The 18,019-nt window shown below is 43.2% G+C and carries 16 protein-coding genes and 1 riboswitch; of the genes, 7 read left to right on the top strand and 9 right to left on the bottom strand.

The genetic code is table 11. From position 1 onward, the window contains the following. Positions 1-3: 3 nt before the first annotated feature. From ectB to R7Z77_RS11780, 5 genes are all read right to left on the bottom strand, one after another. The gene (gene ectB / locus R7Z77_RS11800) at positions 4-1,269 is read right to left on the bottom strand and encodes a diaminobutyrate--2-oxoglutarate transaminase (protein WP_017820939.1); all 1,266 of its coding nucleotides are present in this window, start codon (positions 1,267-1,269) and stop codon (positions 4-6) included. Between the two features lie 34 nt (positions 1,270-1,303). Further along, a complete protein-coding gene (gene ectA, locus R7Z77_RS11795; RefSeq protein WP_005393379.1) occupies positions 1,304-1,837 on the bottom strand; it encodes a diaminobutyrate acetyltransferase in 534 nt (177 codons plus the stop codon). Positions 1,838-2,151: 314 nt separating this feature from the next. Beyond that, complete coding sequence (locus R7Z77_RS11790) at positions 2,152-3,810, bottom strand: BCCT family transporter (RefSeq protein ID WP_005377772.1); 1,659 nt, start codon at positions 3,808-3,810, stop codon at positions 2,152-2,154. 192 nt (positions 3,811-4,002) lie between these two features. Further along, positions 4,003-4,749, bottom strand: a complete 747-nt coding sequence (locus R7Z77_RS11785) for a 3'-5' exonuclease (RefSeq protein ID WP_005385697.1) — start codon at positions 4,747-4,749, stop codon at positions 4,003-4,005. Continuing rightward, positions 4,749-6,629 carry a DUF294 nucleotidyltransferase-like domain-containing protein gene (locus R7Z77_RS11780; RefSeq protein ID WP_005377775.1) on the bottom strand — a complete coding sequence of 627 codons (1,881 nt, stop codon included), beginning with the start codon at positions 6,627-6,629 and terminating at the stop codon, positions 4,749-4,751. The genes R7Z77_RS11785 and R7Z77_RS11780 overlap by 1 nt, the downstream gene beginning before the upstream one ends. Before the next feature lie 438 nt (positions 6,630-7,067). On the opposite strand from R7Z77_RS11780, the gene proV reads away from it, so the two are divergent. The 6 genes from proV to R7Z77_RS11750 all read left to right on the top strand — a co-directional run bounded on the left by proV (position 7,068) and on the right by R7Z77_RS11750 (position 13,484). Beyond that, a complete protein-coding gene (proV, locus tag R7Z77_RS11775) occupies positions 7,068-8,255 on the top strand; it encodes a glycine betaine/L-proline ABC transporter ATP-binding protein ProV (RefSeq protein ID WP_005377777.1) in 1,188 nt (395 codons plus the stop codon). 4 nt (positions 8,256-8,259) lie between these two features. Continuing rightward, a complete protein-coding gene (proW, locus tag R7Z77_RS11770) occupies positions 8,260-9,345 on the top strand; it encodes a glycine betaine/L-proline ABC transporter permease ProW (RefSeq protein ID WP_005377778.1) in 1,086 nt (361 codons plus the stop codon). Then, entirely contained in the window at positions 9,338-10,345 is a 1,008-nt protein-coding gene (gene proX / locus R7Z77_RS11765; protein WP_054865582.1) for a glycine betaine/L-proline ABC transporter substrate-binding protein ProX, read from the top strand. Before proW ends, proX begins: the two co-directional genes overlap by 8 nt. 194 nt (positions 10,346-10,539) lie before the next feature. Continuing rightward, the gene (locus R7Z77_RS11760) at positions 10,540-12,489 is read left to right on the top strand and encodes an LTA synthase family protein (RefSeq protein WP_213967972.1); all 1,950 of its coding nucleotides are present in this window, start codon (positions 10,540-10,542) and stop codon (positions 12,487-12,489) included. A 146-nt stretch (positions 12,490-12,635) separates the two neighbouring features. Further along, positions 12,636-13,001 (top strand): VOC family protein, encoded by a 366-nt coding sequence (locus tag R7Z77_RS11755; protein WP_005377781.1) that lies wholly within the window; start codon positions 12,636-12,638, stop codon positions 12,999-13,001. A 99-nt stretch (positions 13,002-13,100) separates the two neighbouring features. Continuing rightward, positions 13,101-13,484, top strand: coding sequence for a hypothetical protein (locus R7Z77_RS11750; protein WP_005377782.1), 384 nt, complete (start codon positions 13,101-13,103; stop codon positions 13,482-13,484). Positions 13,485-13,573: 89 nt separating this feature from the next. On the opposite strand, the gene R7Z77_RS11745 is transcribed toward R7Z77_RS11750, so the two are convergent. After that, entirely contained in the window at positions 13,574-14,308 is a 735-nt protein-coding gene (locus tag R7Z77_RS11745) for a chromosome segregation ATPase (RefSeq protein ID WP_017820934.1), read from the bottom strand. 31 nt (positions 14,309-14,339) lie between these two features. Then, a complete protein-coding gene (locus R7Z77_RS11740; RefSeq protein ID WP_005377784.1) occupies positions 14,340-14,498 on the bottom strand; it encodes a hypothetical protein in 159 nt (52 codons plus the stop codon). 527 nt (positions 14,499-15,025) lie between these two features. Next, positions 15,026-15,125: riboswitch (glycine riboswitch) on the top strand. Positions 15,126-15,247: 122 nt separating this feature from the next. Between R7Z77_RS11740 and R7Z77_RS11735 the strand changes: the two genes are divergently transcribed. Beyond that, positions 15,248-16,624, top strand: coding sequence for an alanine/glycine:cation symporter family protein (locus R7Z77_RS11735; protein WP_005377785.1), 1,377 nt, complete (start codon positions 15,248-15,250; stop codon positions 16,622-16,624). A gap of 118 nt (positions 16,625-16,742) precedes the next feature. Here R7Z77_RS11735 and R7Z77_RS11730 read toward each other — a convergent pair whose 3' ends face one another. Together R7Z77_RS11730 and R7Z77_RS11725 are read right to left on the bottom strand one after the other, a co-directional pair. Then, the gene (locus R7Z77_RS11730) at positions 16,743-17,309 is read right to left on the bottom strand and encodes a hypothetical protein (protein ID WP_005385713.1); all 567 of its coding nucleotides are present in this window, start codon (positions 17,307-17,309) and stop codon (positions 16,743-16,745) included. Next, positions 17,309-17,944: a LysE family translocator gene (locus R7Z77_RS11725; RefSeq protein ID WP_213967975.1), complete on the bottom strand. Its 636-nt coding sequence runs from the start codon at positions 17,942-17,944 to the stop codon at positions 17,309-17,311. Before R7Z77_RS11725 ends, R7Z77_RS11730 begins: the two co-directional genes overlap by 1 nt. Positions 17,945-18,019: the final 75 nt, after the last annotated feature.

Here is an 18,019-nt window from a genome sequence, read left to right as displayed (position 1 = left end):
TTATTAAGATGCTTGTTTGAAATGTTTCGCAGCGATAGTCTCTACTGCATTTTCAAAGATGCTTAGTCCTTGATCTAGCTCTGATTCGCTGATGGTTAGTGGACAGAAGAACTTCACAACTTCATCGTCTGGACCCGCTGTCTCTATCACCATTCCATTCTCGAAACAGTTTTTCGCGATTTCAGATGCCATGTCACCATTGATACATTCAATACCAACCATCATGCCGCGGCCTTTTTTCTGCACAAACATTTGTGGAAAGCGACGAACACAACGGTCAATCACTGCACTCACCTTGTCTGAACACTGCTTGATGTGTGTTTCAAAATCATCGTTTGCCCAGTAAATTTCTAGTGCTTTTGCAGCAGTAATAAAGGCGTGATTATTGCCACGGAACGTACCGTTATGCTCGCCTGGCTTCCACTGGTCAAGCTCAGGCTTAAGTAATACGACAGCCATCGGCAAACCGTAACCACCGATCGACTTCGATAGCGTCACGATATCCGGTTGGATACCAGACGGCTCGAAACTAAAGAAAGTACCGGTACGTCCACAACCTGCTTGAATGTCATCGACAATCACAAGAATGTCATTGGCTTTACAGATTTTGCTCAAACGTTGTAACCACTCGTTTGAAGCAGCATTTAAACCACCTTCACCCTGCACAGTTTCAAGAAGTACAGCGGCTGGTTTATCCATACCTGCAGAGTTATCATTTAGCATGGTTTCGAACAGCGCAAGACCATCTACGCCAGCGTAACCTTCAAATGGAATACGAGTGACGTTACTTAGACTAGAACCGTTACCTTGTCTGTGATGCTGGTTACCCGTTGCAGCCAGTGCGCCAGCAGTACAACCATGGAAACCGTTAGTAAACGCAACGACGCTGTCGCGGCCTTTTACTTTTTTAGCCAGCTTCAATGCCGCCTCAACAGCGTTAGTACCTGTTGGGCCCGTAAACTGAACCTTGTAATCCAAGTTTCTTGGTTTAAGGATGTAAGTATCCAACGCTTCCAGAAACGATGCTTTCGCTTCTGAGTGCATATCCAAACCGTGAGTAATACCGTCCATTTCAATGTACTCAAGCAACGCTTGTTTTAGTACTGGATTGTTATGGCCGTAATTTAGAGATCCCGCTCCAGCAAGGAAGTCTAAGTATCGTTCACCTTGTTCTGTTTCTAGCCAGCAGCCTTTCGCTTTACGAAAAACGACCGGGAAATTGTTTGAATATGAGCGTACGTTGGATTCCTGCTTTTTGAAAATATCCATGATGAGACCGTTTTTATTTCCTATTGTTTGAGGATTATTTGAGAGGAATGCGATACAAATATTCTGTATCGTGTTTGCCTTTAAAGTGGGCTTCTTCATCCAAAAATGTGCTTACTTGGCCAGAATTGCCGTTCATCGCATCTAACTTTTTGAACAGTGCCCAAGAGGCTTTATTATCTTCCGTGATGGTAGTTTCTACCGATTTAACACCGCCTAATTCCTCTCGGGTGAGAAGTTCTTTCAACATGCGGAATGCTAAACCATGACCTCTAAAGCGAGGTGAGACTGCAACTTGCCAGACAAATAAAACGTCTTGCTCGTCTGGTTTCTGATAACCGGAAATGAAACCTGCGATTTCGCCTTTTTGCTCAACCAAAATACTGGTTTTGCTGAAATGCGTAGACTGTAGGAAATTGCAATAAGATGAGTTCATGTCCAATGGAGGACAGTCTGCAATCAAGCTGTAAATGTCGTCACCATCAGAGATTTTAGGCTCACGAAAAATCCATTTTTTACTTGAGTCTTCTCCAATCTCTGGATAAAGGACCCAAGGTGCTGATGTGATCATGTGAAAATACATATCCTTTGAGGTCTAATTAAATTTCCTTTTTATTATGGGCATCCCTCGCGACTAAAAATCAAATAATCCGCCTTTTTATCGGTATTTTTGTGATTCAAATCACAAAAATAAACCTATTAACCAAAAGTTAAAATAGTTCGAGGTCTAATTTATTAAATAGTCACCTAAATGCACAGTACAAAAAACAACCAGAATAAGACCGTTTTCCATGCTGTTCATTTCTCAGAGAAAAATAGAAATCCAAAAAAAAGCGGCATGCTTTCGCATACCGCTTTTATCAATAATTTAACTGCTGATACTAGTTATTTTGATTTCTTAGAAACCGCCTTTGGACGAGGTTCATCCATCAAACCTTTTATCAAAGATACCGTTGCAACAAGTAAAACAATAGTAAACGGTAAACCAGTCGTCACCGCCATTGCTTGAGCAGCAGCTAGACCACCACCCAACATCAATGCAATCGCAACCAAACCTTCAAACGTACACCAGAACACGCGTTGTGGCGTTGGTGCATCGACCTTACCGCCCGCAGCAATAGTATCAATAACCAGTGATCCTGAGTCAGAAGAGGTAATGAAGAACACCACGACTAAGATAATGCCGACAAAAGATGTTATCTCAGCCAATGGCATAACATCTAACATGGCAAAAAGTTTTAAAGGTAGTTCTGCGTTAAACACCGCCTCGTAGCCATCATTAACGTATTGGCTAATTGCGTTACCGCCAAAAGCCGTCATCCATAACACACAAACTGAAGATGGGATAAGAATAACGCAAATAATAAACTCACGAACTGAACGACCGCGAGACACACGTGCGATGAACATACCCACAAATGGTGACCAAGAAATCCACCACGCCCAGTAAAACGCCGTCCAGCCTTGAGAGTAATTCACATCCTCTCGTCCAAATGGCATAGATAAGGCAGGGATATTAGCCACATAGGAAACGATGTTCTCGAAGAAACCAGTTAAAATCGCAATCGTCGGGCCAACAACAATAACAAATAGCAATAGCAGTGCTGCAAGACCCATATTGATTTCAGATAAGATTTTCACGCCCTTATCGAGTCCAGCCACAACAGAGATTAAAGCGAGCGCAGTAATACCAATAATCAATATGACCTGCGTGGTATTGGTCATTGGGACATCAAACAGGAAGTTCAAACCCGTTGCGGCTTGAGATGCACCGTAGCCTAGCGATGTTGCTAAACCAAAAACCGTCGCTACCACTGCAAGAATATCGATAATATGACCAGTCCAACCCCATACACGCTCACCAAACAAAGGGTAAAAAATTGAGCGCATAGTGAGTGGCAAACCTTTGTTAAATGAAAAGATAGCCAGTCCAAGAGCCAAGAGCGCGTATATTGACCACGGATGAAGTGCCCAGTGGTAAATCGTCGCAGCCATCCCTAATGCCGAAGCTGCAGTTGCATCGCCCTCTGCACCACCTAGCGGTGCCCAGTCAGTACGTACACCATTCTCAACGCTCACGCCACCAATCGCAGAACTAAAATGGGACATCGGTTCTGATACCCCGAAGAATACGAGACCAATGCCCATACCTGCAGCAAATAGCATTGCCAACCATCCGGCATAGGAGTAATCCGGTGTTGCTTCAGTACCACCGATTCGCACACGGCCCAATGGTGTGAAGATCAATCCGACACAGACAATGACAAAAATATTACCTGAAGCGAGAAAAAACCAGTCTAAATTGTGTAACAAACCCGCTCGTAGGTCTGCAAAAAACGGCTCTACCTGTTCTCGGAATAATAGTGTTATCACAACAAACATGACGATTGCTAAGCCAGAAATTGCAAAAACACGGTTGTGAATATCAAGGCCAAATGGGCCTACCTTTAGCGCAACGTTATCCTGACCAATTTGATAGTCAGTATCTATTGCGTTTACTTTTCCATCGGGGCGTTGAATGCCACCGTTATTATCGGTGCTCACGGATAATCTCCTTAAAAATACGTGACCAAGTTTAAATTACTTTCGTCGGAGTTCGAGTAATGAAACGTCTTCATCACTACCAAGCACATGTTCATAAAACATTGTTCTTATAAGCGGTTACTCAATCCGCCATCATAATCTTAAAGCCCCCTATCTCTCATTGCATTTTATTGTTTTCACCATAAATAACGCCTATTGCCAAACCGAAGATATTGGCATGTTTCGATTAAAGTGATACTGCAGTTGTGCTTGAAACAGCTCCGCAGTTGCTAACGCATCCGTCAGGGCATGGTGAGGTTGATAAGCAGGGAGGCCATATCTTTCACGAGCGTACCCTAATCGTACAGAACCGGGTTTCTTGCCTTTCAACTTATTGATAAAACCTCTGCATTCACGGCGTTGTATCGCATACTCAATATCTAACGTATCAACAACAGGAAACTGTATCCCCTCTCCGATGCTATTTAGCAAGGCGTTATTAAAGAACTGCCTTTCAATGTTCTTGTAGTGAACAAGTACCACTTTGCCTGACAACGCATCCAATATTTCACCCAAGATCTGAGACAGCTGCGGCGCGTTTTTAACCTCAGAGTCAGTGATACCGTGAATAATGACAGACTCGTGGTTTAACTCTCTGTTTGGGTTAACGACCCAATGAGCAGAACCATTACATTGAACACGATCAATAGTGAACGGCACAAGTCCGATCGTGAGAATGACATCCTCTTCCGAGTTCAATCCTGTTGTCTCAAAGTCTACCGAGACAAATGGCACTTGTTCAATTGGTGTTTCCCCATTAACCATCGGTGTCGAATAGTAGCGTTTGAGCCTCTCGTCTTTCGCTTCTTTAGCTAGTTGTTTGAACAACATTGACCACTCTGGCGTCTGGGATGTATCCAACAACGGCTGTTCTTTTTCTACTTTTTTTGAGAACCACATTATTTGCTACTTCTCTGGTATCGAAACTTAATGAAGTTCTGAGCGTTACTTAGAATTTGAAATGCTGCTTTTAAGTTTCGACGTTCAAATTCAGACATGTTCTCCGGCTCAATATTGTTGTCTGGCTCTTCTCCATTTTCTATATCAAGGGCTTGGTGACGAATTCGAACCATGTAGATTAGCTCCATCGCATCCCTTAAATCCAAACCTCGACCTTTCGGTAAAATGCCAGCATCATTAATGTCATCTAAACGGTCGAAAGAGTTTTGCGATCGCGAACCGATTGCCAGAGAATGCACCCGTATTAAATCGGCCAACGGAGCCGTCCCCCTTCGCTTCAAGTTAATCGAGTTGCGATGACGACCATCTTTCTCCATCACAAAGTCTTTGAAAAAGCCCAGTGGAGGCGTCCTACGTATTGCGTTATACGCCATACAAGCAAGAAAGCGGTTATTTCTTTTCGCTCGTCTCACAATAAAGCTGCTTAATTGCTCCGCCCATTTCACTCGCCCATGCACACCGAGGAGATCAAAAAAGATATTACTATTTAACAATCTCTCAGGGGTTGGATTGTCTATCCAGTTTCCAAAGCATTCTTCCCATTCTGCACGAGTTTTTCGCCATTCTGGGTTGGTAGCCATAATGTCTCCAGTACAATAAGCATAGCCGCATGCCGCTAAACCATCACAAACAAATTTAGCAAACTTTTCAAAGTACTCTCCGTGAATCTCAACGTCATAACTGTTATCGAGAATAAGCGCGTTATCTTGATCCGTTACAATTAGCTGCTCATCCCTCGCCATTGAACCCATTGCGACTAAACAATAAGGAATGGGCGCTGGGCCGAACTCTTGCTCAGCTAATTCAGCGAGGCGTTGTTTGAAACTACTGCCTATAACCGACATGGCTCGACCAATCATGTGCGCGTTGGCATCTTCATTGACCATTCTTACGAAACAGTCTTTTACTTGTTCAGAAACCTGCTTGAGATCCTCGACACTGGTTTGCTGAAAAATAGAGCTCACTAGCAATAGGCTGTTCTGAGATTCGTAACGAACGATGTCCGTCATGCCAATAATTCCTATCGGCTTTTTATCTTTTAAAATTGGTAAATGATGCACGTTGTAACGCAACATAGTTAACATGGCCTCAAACACATAGGCGTTATAATCCAATGAAACAACGTCATAACTCATGACCTCACTCACTGGAATATTGGTATCAATACCTTGAGCTAGTACGCGAATGCAAAGATCGCGATCAGTCAATATTCCAAGCAGCTGTTCGTCATCTTCTTCTGTGAGCTCCTCTGTCGGGCGAATAATGAGCAGAGAGGTGACATTCTCCTCTGCCATGAGTATTGCAGCTTCCTGAATTGAAGCCGTTGCCTCCAGAGTTACTGGATCTCTTGCTAAGATTTTACGTGCCTTAGCGGTGGTAAAGTCATTGCTTTCAGATCGGCTAGATATTGCGCTTCGCAAACGCGCGCTATCTTCCAGTTCCATGTAGTCCGCAAAGTTTTCAAACTCATCACAAAGTTCATTGAAGATGTTTTCCGGAATACAGTAAACGAGAGTGTCTTCTATCGCTTTGGCTGGCATACGTACGCGGTTGTTCATCAACAACCCCATCTGACCAAACAGTCCACCAGCATCAATCCTGTTGTAAAGTTCACCTTTACGTCGATAAATCTCTACCGCCCCACTTCTCACCATATACAAGTCGCGGATCGTATCTCCGAAGTTAAGGATTTTTGTTCCTTGCCGAAAGTATGCAACCTCGGCATTGAGAGCAATTTTTCTAAGCTGCTCTTCAGGTAGGTCATCAAAAGGTGGGTACTGGCTAATGAAATTGAGCACTTCTAACTGTTCGGCTTCCATTTTTTATTCCATACGTTGCCTAAACTACAGCGATAAATATCACCCTGAGTGAAATCAAGCAATAAATAAATCTAAGGATAACAGTACCTAACCGATTTCACAGGACCAAGCCTTAACCAAAAATTAGAGCTCTAACCTTTTTATATGTAGAGTTCTAAGCTATCACAGCTTATATCTATGCAAGCGAGTTGAGTTGAAATGTACAAAAAAATTCAAAATAAATTCAACCCTACGTCAGGGCAACGTTATGGCGGATAAAAACACATCACAAGCAATTGTTTTAAATATAAAAAATAAGAATTGAACATACCTTGCTCAACGAATTCTCTATGCACGGCAGAACTAGTTAACCACCCCCCTTTCGTTGAAAGTTGAACTAAAATTAATTAGAGTACAAATCGTTAAACAGTTATAAACACACGAAAAAGGACAGATAACATGGATCCCATACTGGAAGTTAAGGGACTGTATAAAGTGTTTGGAGAAGACCCAGAGAGAGCCTTCTCGCTTATCGACAAAGGCGTCGATAAAGACGGTATTTTTGAACAGACAGGTTTAACAGTCGGCGTAAACGATGTATCTCTCACCATAAATGAAGGGGAAATTTTCGTAATCATGGGCCTTTCTGGCTCCGGGAAATCCACCCTTGTTCGACTTCTTAACCGGCTCATTGAGCCGACTAAAGGTAGTGTTTATCTCAAAGGAAGAGATATCGCCCACATCTCCGAGAATGAACTTCGAGAAGTTCGTCGTAATAATATCTCAATGGTGTTTCAAAGTTTCGCACTCATGCCACACATGACGGTGATTGAAAATGCCGCCTTTGGTTTAGAACTTGCCGGCATCGATGTTAATGAGCGTCAGAAAAGTGCCCTTTCCGCCTTAGAAAGAGTGGGTTTAGACCCTTATGCAGAATCTTTCCCTGACGAATTATCCGGTGGTATGAAACAGCGCGTTGGTTTAGCGAGAGCGTTAGCCTGTGATCCTGACATCCTATTAATGGACGAGGCGTTTTCCGCTTTAGACCCATTGATCCGTTCTGAGATGCAAGATGAGCTTATTCGTCTACAGAACGATGACAAACGCACAATTGTCTTCATTTCTCATGATTTGGATGAAGCAATGCGCATTGGCGACCGCATCGCCATCATGCAAAACGGTGAAGTTGTTCAGGTTGGTACACCTGATGAAATATTACACAGTCCAGCAAATGATTATGTCGAAGCGTTTTTCCGCGGCGTAAACATCGCAAGTGTCTTGACAGCAAAAGATATCGCGCGCAAGAAGCCAGCGGCTGTTTTTAAGAAATCGGAAAATGACGGTCCAGGCTCTGCGATGCAGATTCTGATGGATCACGACCGTGATTACGGCATTGTCGTCGATAAATCTAGCCGATATTCCGGCATCGTATCTCTTGATTCACTACGTTTGGCTCATAAAGAAAACCGTTCGTTAGCCAGTGCTCAATTACCGGATGAAGTTACTCTTCAGCCTGATCAGTCAATTAATGACATTTTGGGTCTGGTTGCTGGTGTTCCTTATGCCGTGCCTGTCGTAGATGAGAAAGGAACTTACTTTGGTGTCGTGACTAAATCACGTCTTCTACAAACACTAGATAAGGATTAACACGATGTCTTCAGAGCAAACTAACAATGATCCCTGGTCAAATACTGCTCCTGCGCAAGATGATCCTTGGTCGCAAGGTACAGAGGCCGCGCCAAGTAATGATTGGCTCAACTCAGAAACTGTAGAGCAAGCGCCATTCGATATTATGAACCCATTCCAAGATGCGGTTTTACCCCTCGATAGCTGGGTAGAATCCGGTTTGAACTGGCTGGTGGAACATGGTCGACCTGTTTTCCAAGCAATACGAGTTCCAATCGACTTTATTCTAACGTCGTTTGAAACTGCTTTGGTGTCTACACCTGCGCCTATAATGGTACTCATTTTATTTTTGCTAGCGTGGCAGTTTTCCAATGTAAAACTTGGTTTTTCTACTCTTGTATCCCTTGTTTTCATCGGCCTAATTGGTGCGTGGTCACAAGCGATGACAACGCTAGCACTGGTGTTAACCGCCGTTTTCTTCTGTTTGCTTATAGGGCTACCAATGGGGATATGGTTGGCAAGGAGCCAAACCGCTGCCAAATTTGTTAGGCCAATATTAGATGCAATGCAAACGACTCCCGCGTTCGTTTACCTTGTGCCAATTGTTATGTTGTTTGGTATTGGTAACGTTCCTGGCGTAGTAGTAACGATCATTTTCGCCCTGCCTCCCGTTGTGCGCCTGACTATTTTGGGTATTCAGCAAGTACCTGAAGAGCTTATCGAAGCTGGCCACTCTTTCGGGGCAAACAAAAAACAGATGCTTTATCGCATCCAGTTACCGTTGGCGTTACCAACCATCATGGCAGGTGTAAACCAAACCTTAATGCTGTCACTTTCTATGGTAGTGATTGCTTCAATGATTGCTGTTGGCGGCTTAGGCCAAATGGTACTTCGTGGTATTGGCCGACTTGATATGGGTCTTGCTGCCGTTGGTGGCTTAGGCATCGTTATTCTTGCGATTTTGTTAGACCGTATCACCCAGGTGTTAGGGGTTAATGCGGGCAACACTAAACTTCGCTGGTATCACACAGGTCCTGTTTCATACCTATTAAAACTGAAAACAAAGACGAACCAAGACGATCTAAAACTTAGGAGAAACATCAATGAATAATTCATGGAAGAAAGCGCTCTCTGTTGGAGCTCTAAGTACTATCGCATTTTCAACTTATGGTGTGGCAAGTGAACTACCGGGTGAAGGTGTCACTGTTCAGCCTGTTCAATCAACCGTTGCAGAAGAAACATTTCAAACGTTGATCGTAAACCGCGCACTTGAAGAGCTTGGTTACGATGTTAAACCGACCAAAGAAGTGGACTACAACGTAGGCTACACCTCTATTGCTAAAGGTGATGCTACTTTCTTAGCGGTTGGTTGGTTCCCTCTTCACGCCGATAAGTACACGATGTCGGGCGGTGATGATAAGTTCTTCCGTAAAGGCCAATATGTAAGTGGTGCTGCGCAAGGTTATTTGATCGATAAGAAAACCGCGGAAAAATATAACATCACTAACATTGGTCAGTTAAAAGATCCAAAATTGGCGAAGCTATTCGATGCAAACGGCGATGGCAAAGCGGACTTAACTGGTTGTAACCCAGGTTGGGGGTGTGAAATGGTTGTTGAGCATCAGTTGGATGCTTTCAAACTTCGTGACACAGTAACACACAACCAAGGTAACTACGCGGCGATTATCGCTGATACGATCTCACGTTACAAAAAAGGCGATCCGATTCTTTACTACACTTGGACACCGTACTGGGTAAGTGGCGTTTTAGTTCCAGGGAAAGATGTTGTGTGGTTAGAAGTGCCATTCTCTTCACTTCCTGGTGAGCGTAAGGACATTGATACGACACTAGAGAACGGTAAGAACTACGGCTTCGAGATGAACTCTATGCGCATCGTTGCCAATAAAGAGTTTACGGAAAAAAACCCTGCTGCTGCGAAGCTATTTGAAATCATCAAACTAAATATCAATGATGTTAGTGCTCAGAATATGATGATGAGCCAAGGTAAGAACAGCTCAGCGGACATCGAGTCTCATGTAAATGGTTGGATCAAAGCGAACCAGAAAAAGTTCGACGCATGGGTCGAAGAAGCGAAGAAAGCCGCAATGTAATCATGCCTTTATCAACCTCTAGAGCCAGTTGGTGTTATCAACTGGCTCTTTTTTTACACAAACGCCCCTCCCCCTTACATAGACATACCAACACTTACACTACTCGACCATAAACCCACATTATAATTCACGTTTATTTCACGCTTGCTTTGCTAAAAACAACACAACATAACAATTAAACTATTCGAATAAATATGAAAAACTTATCAAAGAGCTCTGTGTGGGGGCCTTTGCAGCCAATTGCTGCCTTTTCTTTGTTTTCGCTTCTATTTCTGTCTATCTCAAGAGTTTTGCTAGCTTTTTGGCAGATTGACCGTATTGACTCTCTAAACGACTTAATTTACATCCTAGGTCAAGGTTTGCGCGTAGATATTGCAACGCTTTGCTGGTTATTTATTCTTCCAGCACTGTTTTCAACCTTCATGCCATTAACCGGTAAGATGGGAGAGTGTTGGAAGCGAATATTACGCATATGGATGGTTTTAGGGCTTTGGGTGCTTGTATACATGGAGCTAGCAACAGCGCCATTCATTCAGGAATACGACCTACGTCCAAACCGCCTGTTTGTGGAATACTTAATCTACCCAAAAGAAGTCTTGAGTATGCTCTGGACTGGCTACAAATTAGAACTGTTTATTGGTGCGTTAGGTACAGTTTTAACCATCACTTTAGGTTGGAAGTGGAGTAAGAAACTGACCGATAAGGCGCAGCAGGTCAACTGGAAATGGCGACCACTATTGGCACTTTTCGTTGTTCTTTTTGGGGTTGCAGGTGCTCGCTCATCTTTAGGGCACCGCCCGCTAAATCCTGCTATGGTCGCCTTTTCTAACGATCCACTGCTTAACGACTTAGCACTGAACTCATCTTACTCATTGTTGTTTGCGGTTAATAGCATGAAGTCAGAAAAGAGTGCTGAGCAGTTCTACGGAAAAATGGACACTCAAAAGATGTTGGAATTAGTTCGCACTTCATCAACAAAGTCCGACTTCACCCCTTCATTACTCCCAACCATGAACAGTAACCCCGCGACTTACCAGGGTAAACATAAAAACTTAGTGATTTTGCTACAAGAAAGCTTAGGCGCCCAATTTGTCGGTGCTTTGGGTGGTTTGCCTCTAACATCAAACCTTGATGAACTCATGAAGGAAGGTTGGCAGTTCACACAAATGTACGCCACTGGTACTCGTTCTGTTCGTGGAATTGAAGCCGTAACCACGGGCTTTCCTCCATCTCCGTCTCGCGCGGTAGTGAAGCTGAGTAAAAGCCAAACGGGTTTCTTTACCATCGCGGACTTACTGAAAGCTCAAGGCTATCACACGCAATTTATTTACGGCGGTGAAGCCAACTTTGACAACATGAAAACTTTCTTCTTTGGTAACGGTTTTGATCAAATAGTAGAAGAAGACGATTATAACAACCCAAGCTTTGTTGGCTCTTGGGGTGTTAGTGATGAAGATCTATATAACAAAGCAAACGAAGAGTTTGAACGCCTTTCAAAAAGCGACAAACCTTTTTTTAGCTTAGTTTTTACGTCAAGTAATCATAGCCCTTATGAGTATCCAAAAGGCAAAATTGAGCCATACGATTCAGAATATATGACGCGTAACAACGCCGTTAAATATTCCGATTACGCTTTGGGCACTTTCTTTGAAAAGGCGAAAAAGTCATCTTATTGGGATGATACCATTTTCATTGTAATTGCAGATCATGATGCACGTGTTTCTGGCGCTAACCTTGTTCCAGTTAAGCACTTTCACATTCCAGCATTGATCCTTGGTAAAGGCATTCAACCACGTAAAGATGACCGCATAGCAAACAACATAGACATGCCGCCTACACTGTTATCTCTGATTGGGGTAGATGCTAAAACACCGATGATTGGTCGTGATTTAACGAAGCCACTGGCTCGCGAAGATGAACGCGCAATGATGCAATACGACAAAAACTTTGGTTATTTAACGCGCGACAATCTCGTTGTGCTTTCCCCTGGTGAAAAGATATCGACCCTGGCGTACGACTTTAAAGACCAAACCATGAAGCCGCTAGAGGTGGACGAATCTATTATCGAGCGTGCAAAAGCAAACGCATTATTTGCATCTAAAGCGTATCAAAACAACTGGTATTCTTCCAAACACACTCATTAATACCAATGATTCCGCTGATAAAAAGGAGCTAAACGGCTCCTTTTTCTTATTCTGTCACTTACCTTCGAGAATGTTCTACTGACAACTCCTGTCGTTCCTTTCCGTTAGATTGCCCCTACTATTTCTAATTGATTAAGGAACAAACCATGCTGACTATCAATTCATTCGTTCTCTACGTTGAGGACATCCACATAAGCCAAGTTTTTTATTCGAAACTGTTCGAACGCAAAGTCACGCAGTTGTCTCCAACCTTCGCCGCTATTCCACTGACCGAAGGCTTAACGTTGACACTCAAGCAAAGAGATAATCTTTCACCCTACAGCGGAATTAGAGGTGGTGGCACCGAGTTGTCTTTATCGGTGCCCAATAGTCATATGCTAGAGCGCATTTACAAGCGCTGGAAAGACCTAGGTGTTGAGTTTGTTCAACCACCAGCGACATCAGTGTATGGGTTAAATTTTATGGCTATCGATCCAGATAAGCATCGCATTCGTGTTTTCATAAATGAATAAAAATGCGTTAAAAATGCTTTTTACCCATTCCCAATGTGACTTCAATAAATTAGACTCAAGGAAACATCAAAAGCGGCGTAGTAATAAGAAGGAATGCCCATGAGCTCAAGTATGATCCTTAGCGAATCCCTAATCGAGAGCGGAAGAGATATCCCCCTCAAAGAACTGCTTTATGCAAAGCGCGTGCTGGATAACTACATGGCAGTAGCCAAAGAAAGTAGCCCGCTTGAGCTATTAACTGAGATGAAATCGGCAGCAAAGCAAGTAGAATACTTTACAACGACGAGTAACCCGTGTGAGGCTCGTAATGTCATCAGTCAGATGATTGATAAAATCGACACCGCGGAATCTTTTGCTTCGTTCAAAGCATTAGCAGGTAAGCCATCTCAAGCACTCAATGAACTAATTGAAGATCGAGCTCAGCTGATTAAACACGAACGAGAGCTCCTGCTCGCCTCAGGCTATGACGCCTCACGAATCTAATATACGCGACAGGCTAAAAGTCATAGCCAACAACGAAAAAGGAGCTCTTAAAGAGCTCCTTTTGCTTTTCAAAACCGGATACAAAAGACTTAAAGGCCGATATCTTCCGTTATTGCTTTGATTTGTTTGAGGTCCATTTTATAGACTTCAATCATTTGATCGACCTGACTTAGTCGTGAATTAGCTTCATCATGTTTATCACACGCGTCCGACTTCACGTCCCAAGATTTGCCTTCTAAAAATACGTCACACTCTTTCTTGAGTTTCTCAATCTTAGGTAATAATTTCGACCGTTCTTTCTCGAGAGACTCTAATTCTTGCGAAATTTTTAGCTCTTTCTGGAATACTTCGCGGGACCGCTCAAACATAGTCGCTTGCATATCCGCTTGACGACTCAACTTCTCATTTTCTGACTTCGTCGTGTTGATCTTATCTGCCTGCTGCTTCAATTGAGACTCTAGTGACAAGTTAACCTTCTCGACCTCAGTCAATTGCTTTTGCAACTTCTTAAGTGCTTTCTGATGAGCTTCATCTTTCGCGGCGAGTAACTCACTAACTTGGTTTTGTATTTCTTGGTCGAGCGCCTCTTCACGCACTTTTACTTGAGATGCCAACTGGGTTTTATCTTGCGTTAGTGCTTGATACTTTTCTTCTAATACGTGGTAAGTCGATTCCCACTTGTTCGCAGTGACAACCGATCCAACAAGGCCACCAAATGCCAAGCCTAACACCGCAGCGATTGCGATATAGATATGCGTACGTTTGTCACGCTCTTCAATGACAACTACGTCGTCTTGCTCTTCCATTTTGTTCTGAGAACTCACCGTATACTACTCCAAGGACTCTTTTACTTTGCTAGCGGATCAATTCCGCAAACATAATTGATGCTGTATAAATCAGAAATGCGCCAATTAATGTTATAACGGTCGCTTTTTGGACTTTTTCATTGGTTCGATAACGAAACAGTACAAATGCTACTGCAATCAACACCGCAATGGCTAATAATCTGGTCATACCGCCTCCTTGTCCACTCATGAAAAACTGCCTAGGTCCGTAGACTGTTTCACAAAGATTCATTGTAACCCATTTATACGTACCATAAGGTCAACTTAGCGTAGATTTTAAAATAAGTGCTCCGATTTTCATCAATTTTGTGTTCTTAATTGAATAACTTATGTCGTAACGATCGAAACACATTTATCGTTCTGAAGTGTTTTTGGGTTCCATTCCCTAACCCAATAGATTTTATTTATGCCGTGACTCGCACAAAAAGATTGGCAAACATACCTTCATGAAAATAGATGAGGTTATTTCATTGAAAATAAATTGACATAGGGTGTTGAAATGGACCAAAAACATGATAGAGTTCACACGTTAATGATGACCAGCATCATTAACTAACCTTTACTCATTTAATTGAGTAATTGTTCCGATGAAGACTGCAGGAGAGTGGTTATTAATCAAACTTTAACATTTGATTAGCATAACTCGCCGAAGAATTAACTATTTCAGGTGCTACCTAGGTAGCGGAGACTGTAGTTGGAGGAACCTCTGGAGAGAACCGTTAAATCGGTCGCCGAAGGAGCAAGTCTTGCACTCACGCAAGGTGAAACTCTCAGGCAAAAGGACAGAGGAGTGGAAAGTTACAACCTAACTATTTTGCTTGGCCTTCCCGCCTACAACCAATAGCTTAGTTCTTTTAGAGATCGTTGATCTCGTCCTTTCCCTCTTCTCCTTATTAGTTGTTTTATTAAGGGGAAATCATGAACAACCTACAATCTTTACTACAAACCATCGATAATTTTGTCTGGGGTCCACCGCTGCTTATTTTGCTAGTGGGTACAGGTGTTTACTTCACTTTTAGCCTTGGCTTGATCCAGTTTAAACACCTCCCAACAGCGCTAGCGATGGTATTCAGTAAAGATAAGTCATCTAATACTCAAGGTGACGTTTCTAGCTTTGCAGCTCTTTGTACTGCGCTCTCAGCAACAATTGGTACTGGTAACATTGTTGGTGTTGCCACAGCAATCAAACTCGGTGGACCAGGCGCTCTATTCTGGATGTGGCTCGCTGCCCTTTTCGGAATGGCGACTAAATACGCCGAATGTTTGTTGGCGGTTAAGTACCGAAGAGTCGATGATAAAGGCCAAATGATTGGTGGCCCAATGTATTACTTGCAATACGGTGTTGGCTCAAAAGCTCTCGCGATCATGTTTGCAGTGTTTGCTTTGGGTGTTGCTTGTTTTGGTATCGGTACGTTTCCACAAGTAAACGCGATTCTGGATGCAAGTGAGATATCTCTTGGTGTTAACCGTGAGCTATCTGCCTTCGTACTAACTCTTTTGGTTGCTTTCGTAACTTTGGGTGGCATCAAATCCATTGCTAACGTTGCAGGAAAAGTGGTTCCTACCATGGCTGTATTTTATGTGTTGGCGTGTTTAAGCGTGATCATCATGAATGCAGACCAATTGTTCAATGCCGTTGAATTAGTGCTGGTTTCAGCCTTTACATCAACAGCAGCGACTGGTGGTTTTCTAGGTGCAAGCATCATGTTGGCAATCCAATCAGGTATCGCTCGCGGTGTGTTCTCAAATGAATCTGGTTTGGGTAGCGCGCCTATGGCAGCAGCAGCAGCGAAGACAGACTCTTGTGTTAAGCAAGGCCTAATTTCAATGACGGGTACCTTTTTCGATACCATCATTATTTGTACCATGACAGGCCTTGCTCTAATCCTGACCGGTGCATGGCAAAGTGACCTAGCAGGCGCCGCGATGACGACTCATGCTTTTGCGGTGGGTTTAAATGCAGATACATTTGGCCCTATGCTCGTCTCAATCGGTTTGATGTTCTTCGCTTTTACCACCATTCTTGGTTGGAACTACTACGGTGAGCGTTGCGTTGTGTTCCTGTTCGGAACTAAAGCTGTGCTTCCATACAAACTGATTTTCGTTGGCTTGGTGGCATCTGGTGCATTCCTTCACCTCGATATGATTTGGCTACTGGCTGATATCGTAAACGGTCTGATGGCAATTCCTAACCTGATTGGTTTGATCGCACTGCGTCACGTCGTACTGGCAGAAACCAAACTGTTCTTTAGCTCAACATCGCAATCAGGTGAAGTTGAAGCAGTGAAAGCTTAGTGAAACGACAGCTGTTCGGTCACAAACTACCAGTAACGGAGAGCAAAGCACATTAGAAATGGTAAAAACATAAAGCCCGCTATTATTTAGCGGGCTTTATTTATCTTCGGTTAAATGGTTAATCTCTCAACCATTGATGCTCAACGTTTTCTCCACGTTCTTCAAAAAACTTCGCATTTTTTTGCTTGAATTGATCCGCTTTCAACTCTGATAGCGGCCAGTCTAAAAATGCTTCTGTTACAAACGAGTCGCCGACACCAACCTCAATCGATTCCAGATGTTTCCCGATGTAGCGATAAAAGTAGCCTTGCCCAAACGCATCGCACACCATAGGTACATGCCTGACACGTTGATGATTGACAGAGACCGAAGCCCAAGTCGTCGTTTTAGGTTCACAGGTTTGCTCTTTTACAACGTCGACCTCAAATTTATTGTCCATAGTTGTCGAAACAAAAACGACAATAGCGTCATGCAAATACACACGCCTGAGCAATAACTGTTTAGTGTCTTGAGTTCGCGTTTGTTGTATTCCATTAGCAAAAGGCTCGAAGTAGCCCCAGTGCCAAGACCAGATCATGCCGCGTTGCGCAAACTGTACTTGTGGCCACGTATGCCAAGCAACAGCGGCACCTATCCCCACAATAAATACAGCGAGTAGTATCAACAATCGATAAATATTACGCATTAAACGGGTTTTTCAATTAATAACTTCACACCAAGTGCGACTAATACTGCGCCCGTCGCGCCTTCCATCCACTTCATAAAGCTTGCATTCTTTAGTAGATTTTTAGCCGAGTTAAGCGCGCCAGCTAAACCACACTGCCAAACCATCGCAATAGCAAAGTGTACAGATGCCATCATCATTGATTGAAGCAAGGGTGAACCTTCTGGATTCACAAACTGTGGCAAGAAAGCCAAATAGAAGACCGCCGTTTTCGGGTTCAAGACGTTAGAAAGAAAGCCCTCTCTAAAAGAGCGCTTACCATTAAACACTTCGTGAATCTGCTCGGTCACGGTCAATCCATCTTTCAACGACATTAGCGCTTTTAAACTGCTCAAACCAAGCCAGATAAGATAAGCTGCGCCAATCATTTTTACGATTTGGAACAACTCTGCTGATTGCGCAAGAATCGCCGAGATACCAACCGCAGAAAAAAAAGCATGTACGAATAAGCCAAAGCAAATCCCTAGACTGGTTGTACATCCATCTTTTAGGCCCGAGCGGCTAGTGTTACGGATAACAAGTGCAGTATCTAAACCTGGCGTTAACGTTAAAATCGTAATGGCAATAATAAATGCCTCGAAATTCAAAATATCCATATTATCGTGATAATTAATTGTCAATCCTTCATCAATACCGCCAATCCACAAGATTCGCAAGCTTCTTTTTTAAGA

This window comes from Vibrio sp. 1401 (assembly GCF_033340295.1).
Note: the sequence above shows the minus strand (reverse complement) of the source record. Positions and strands in the feature narration are given on the sequence as shown.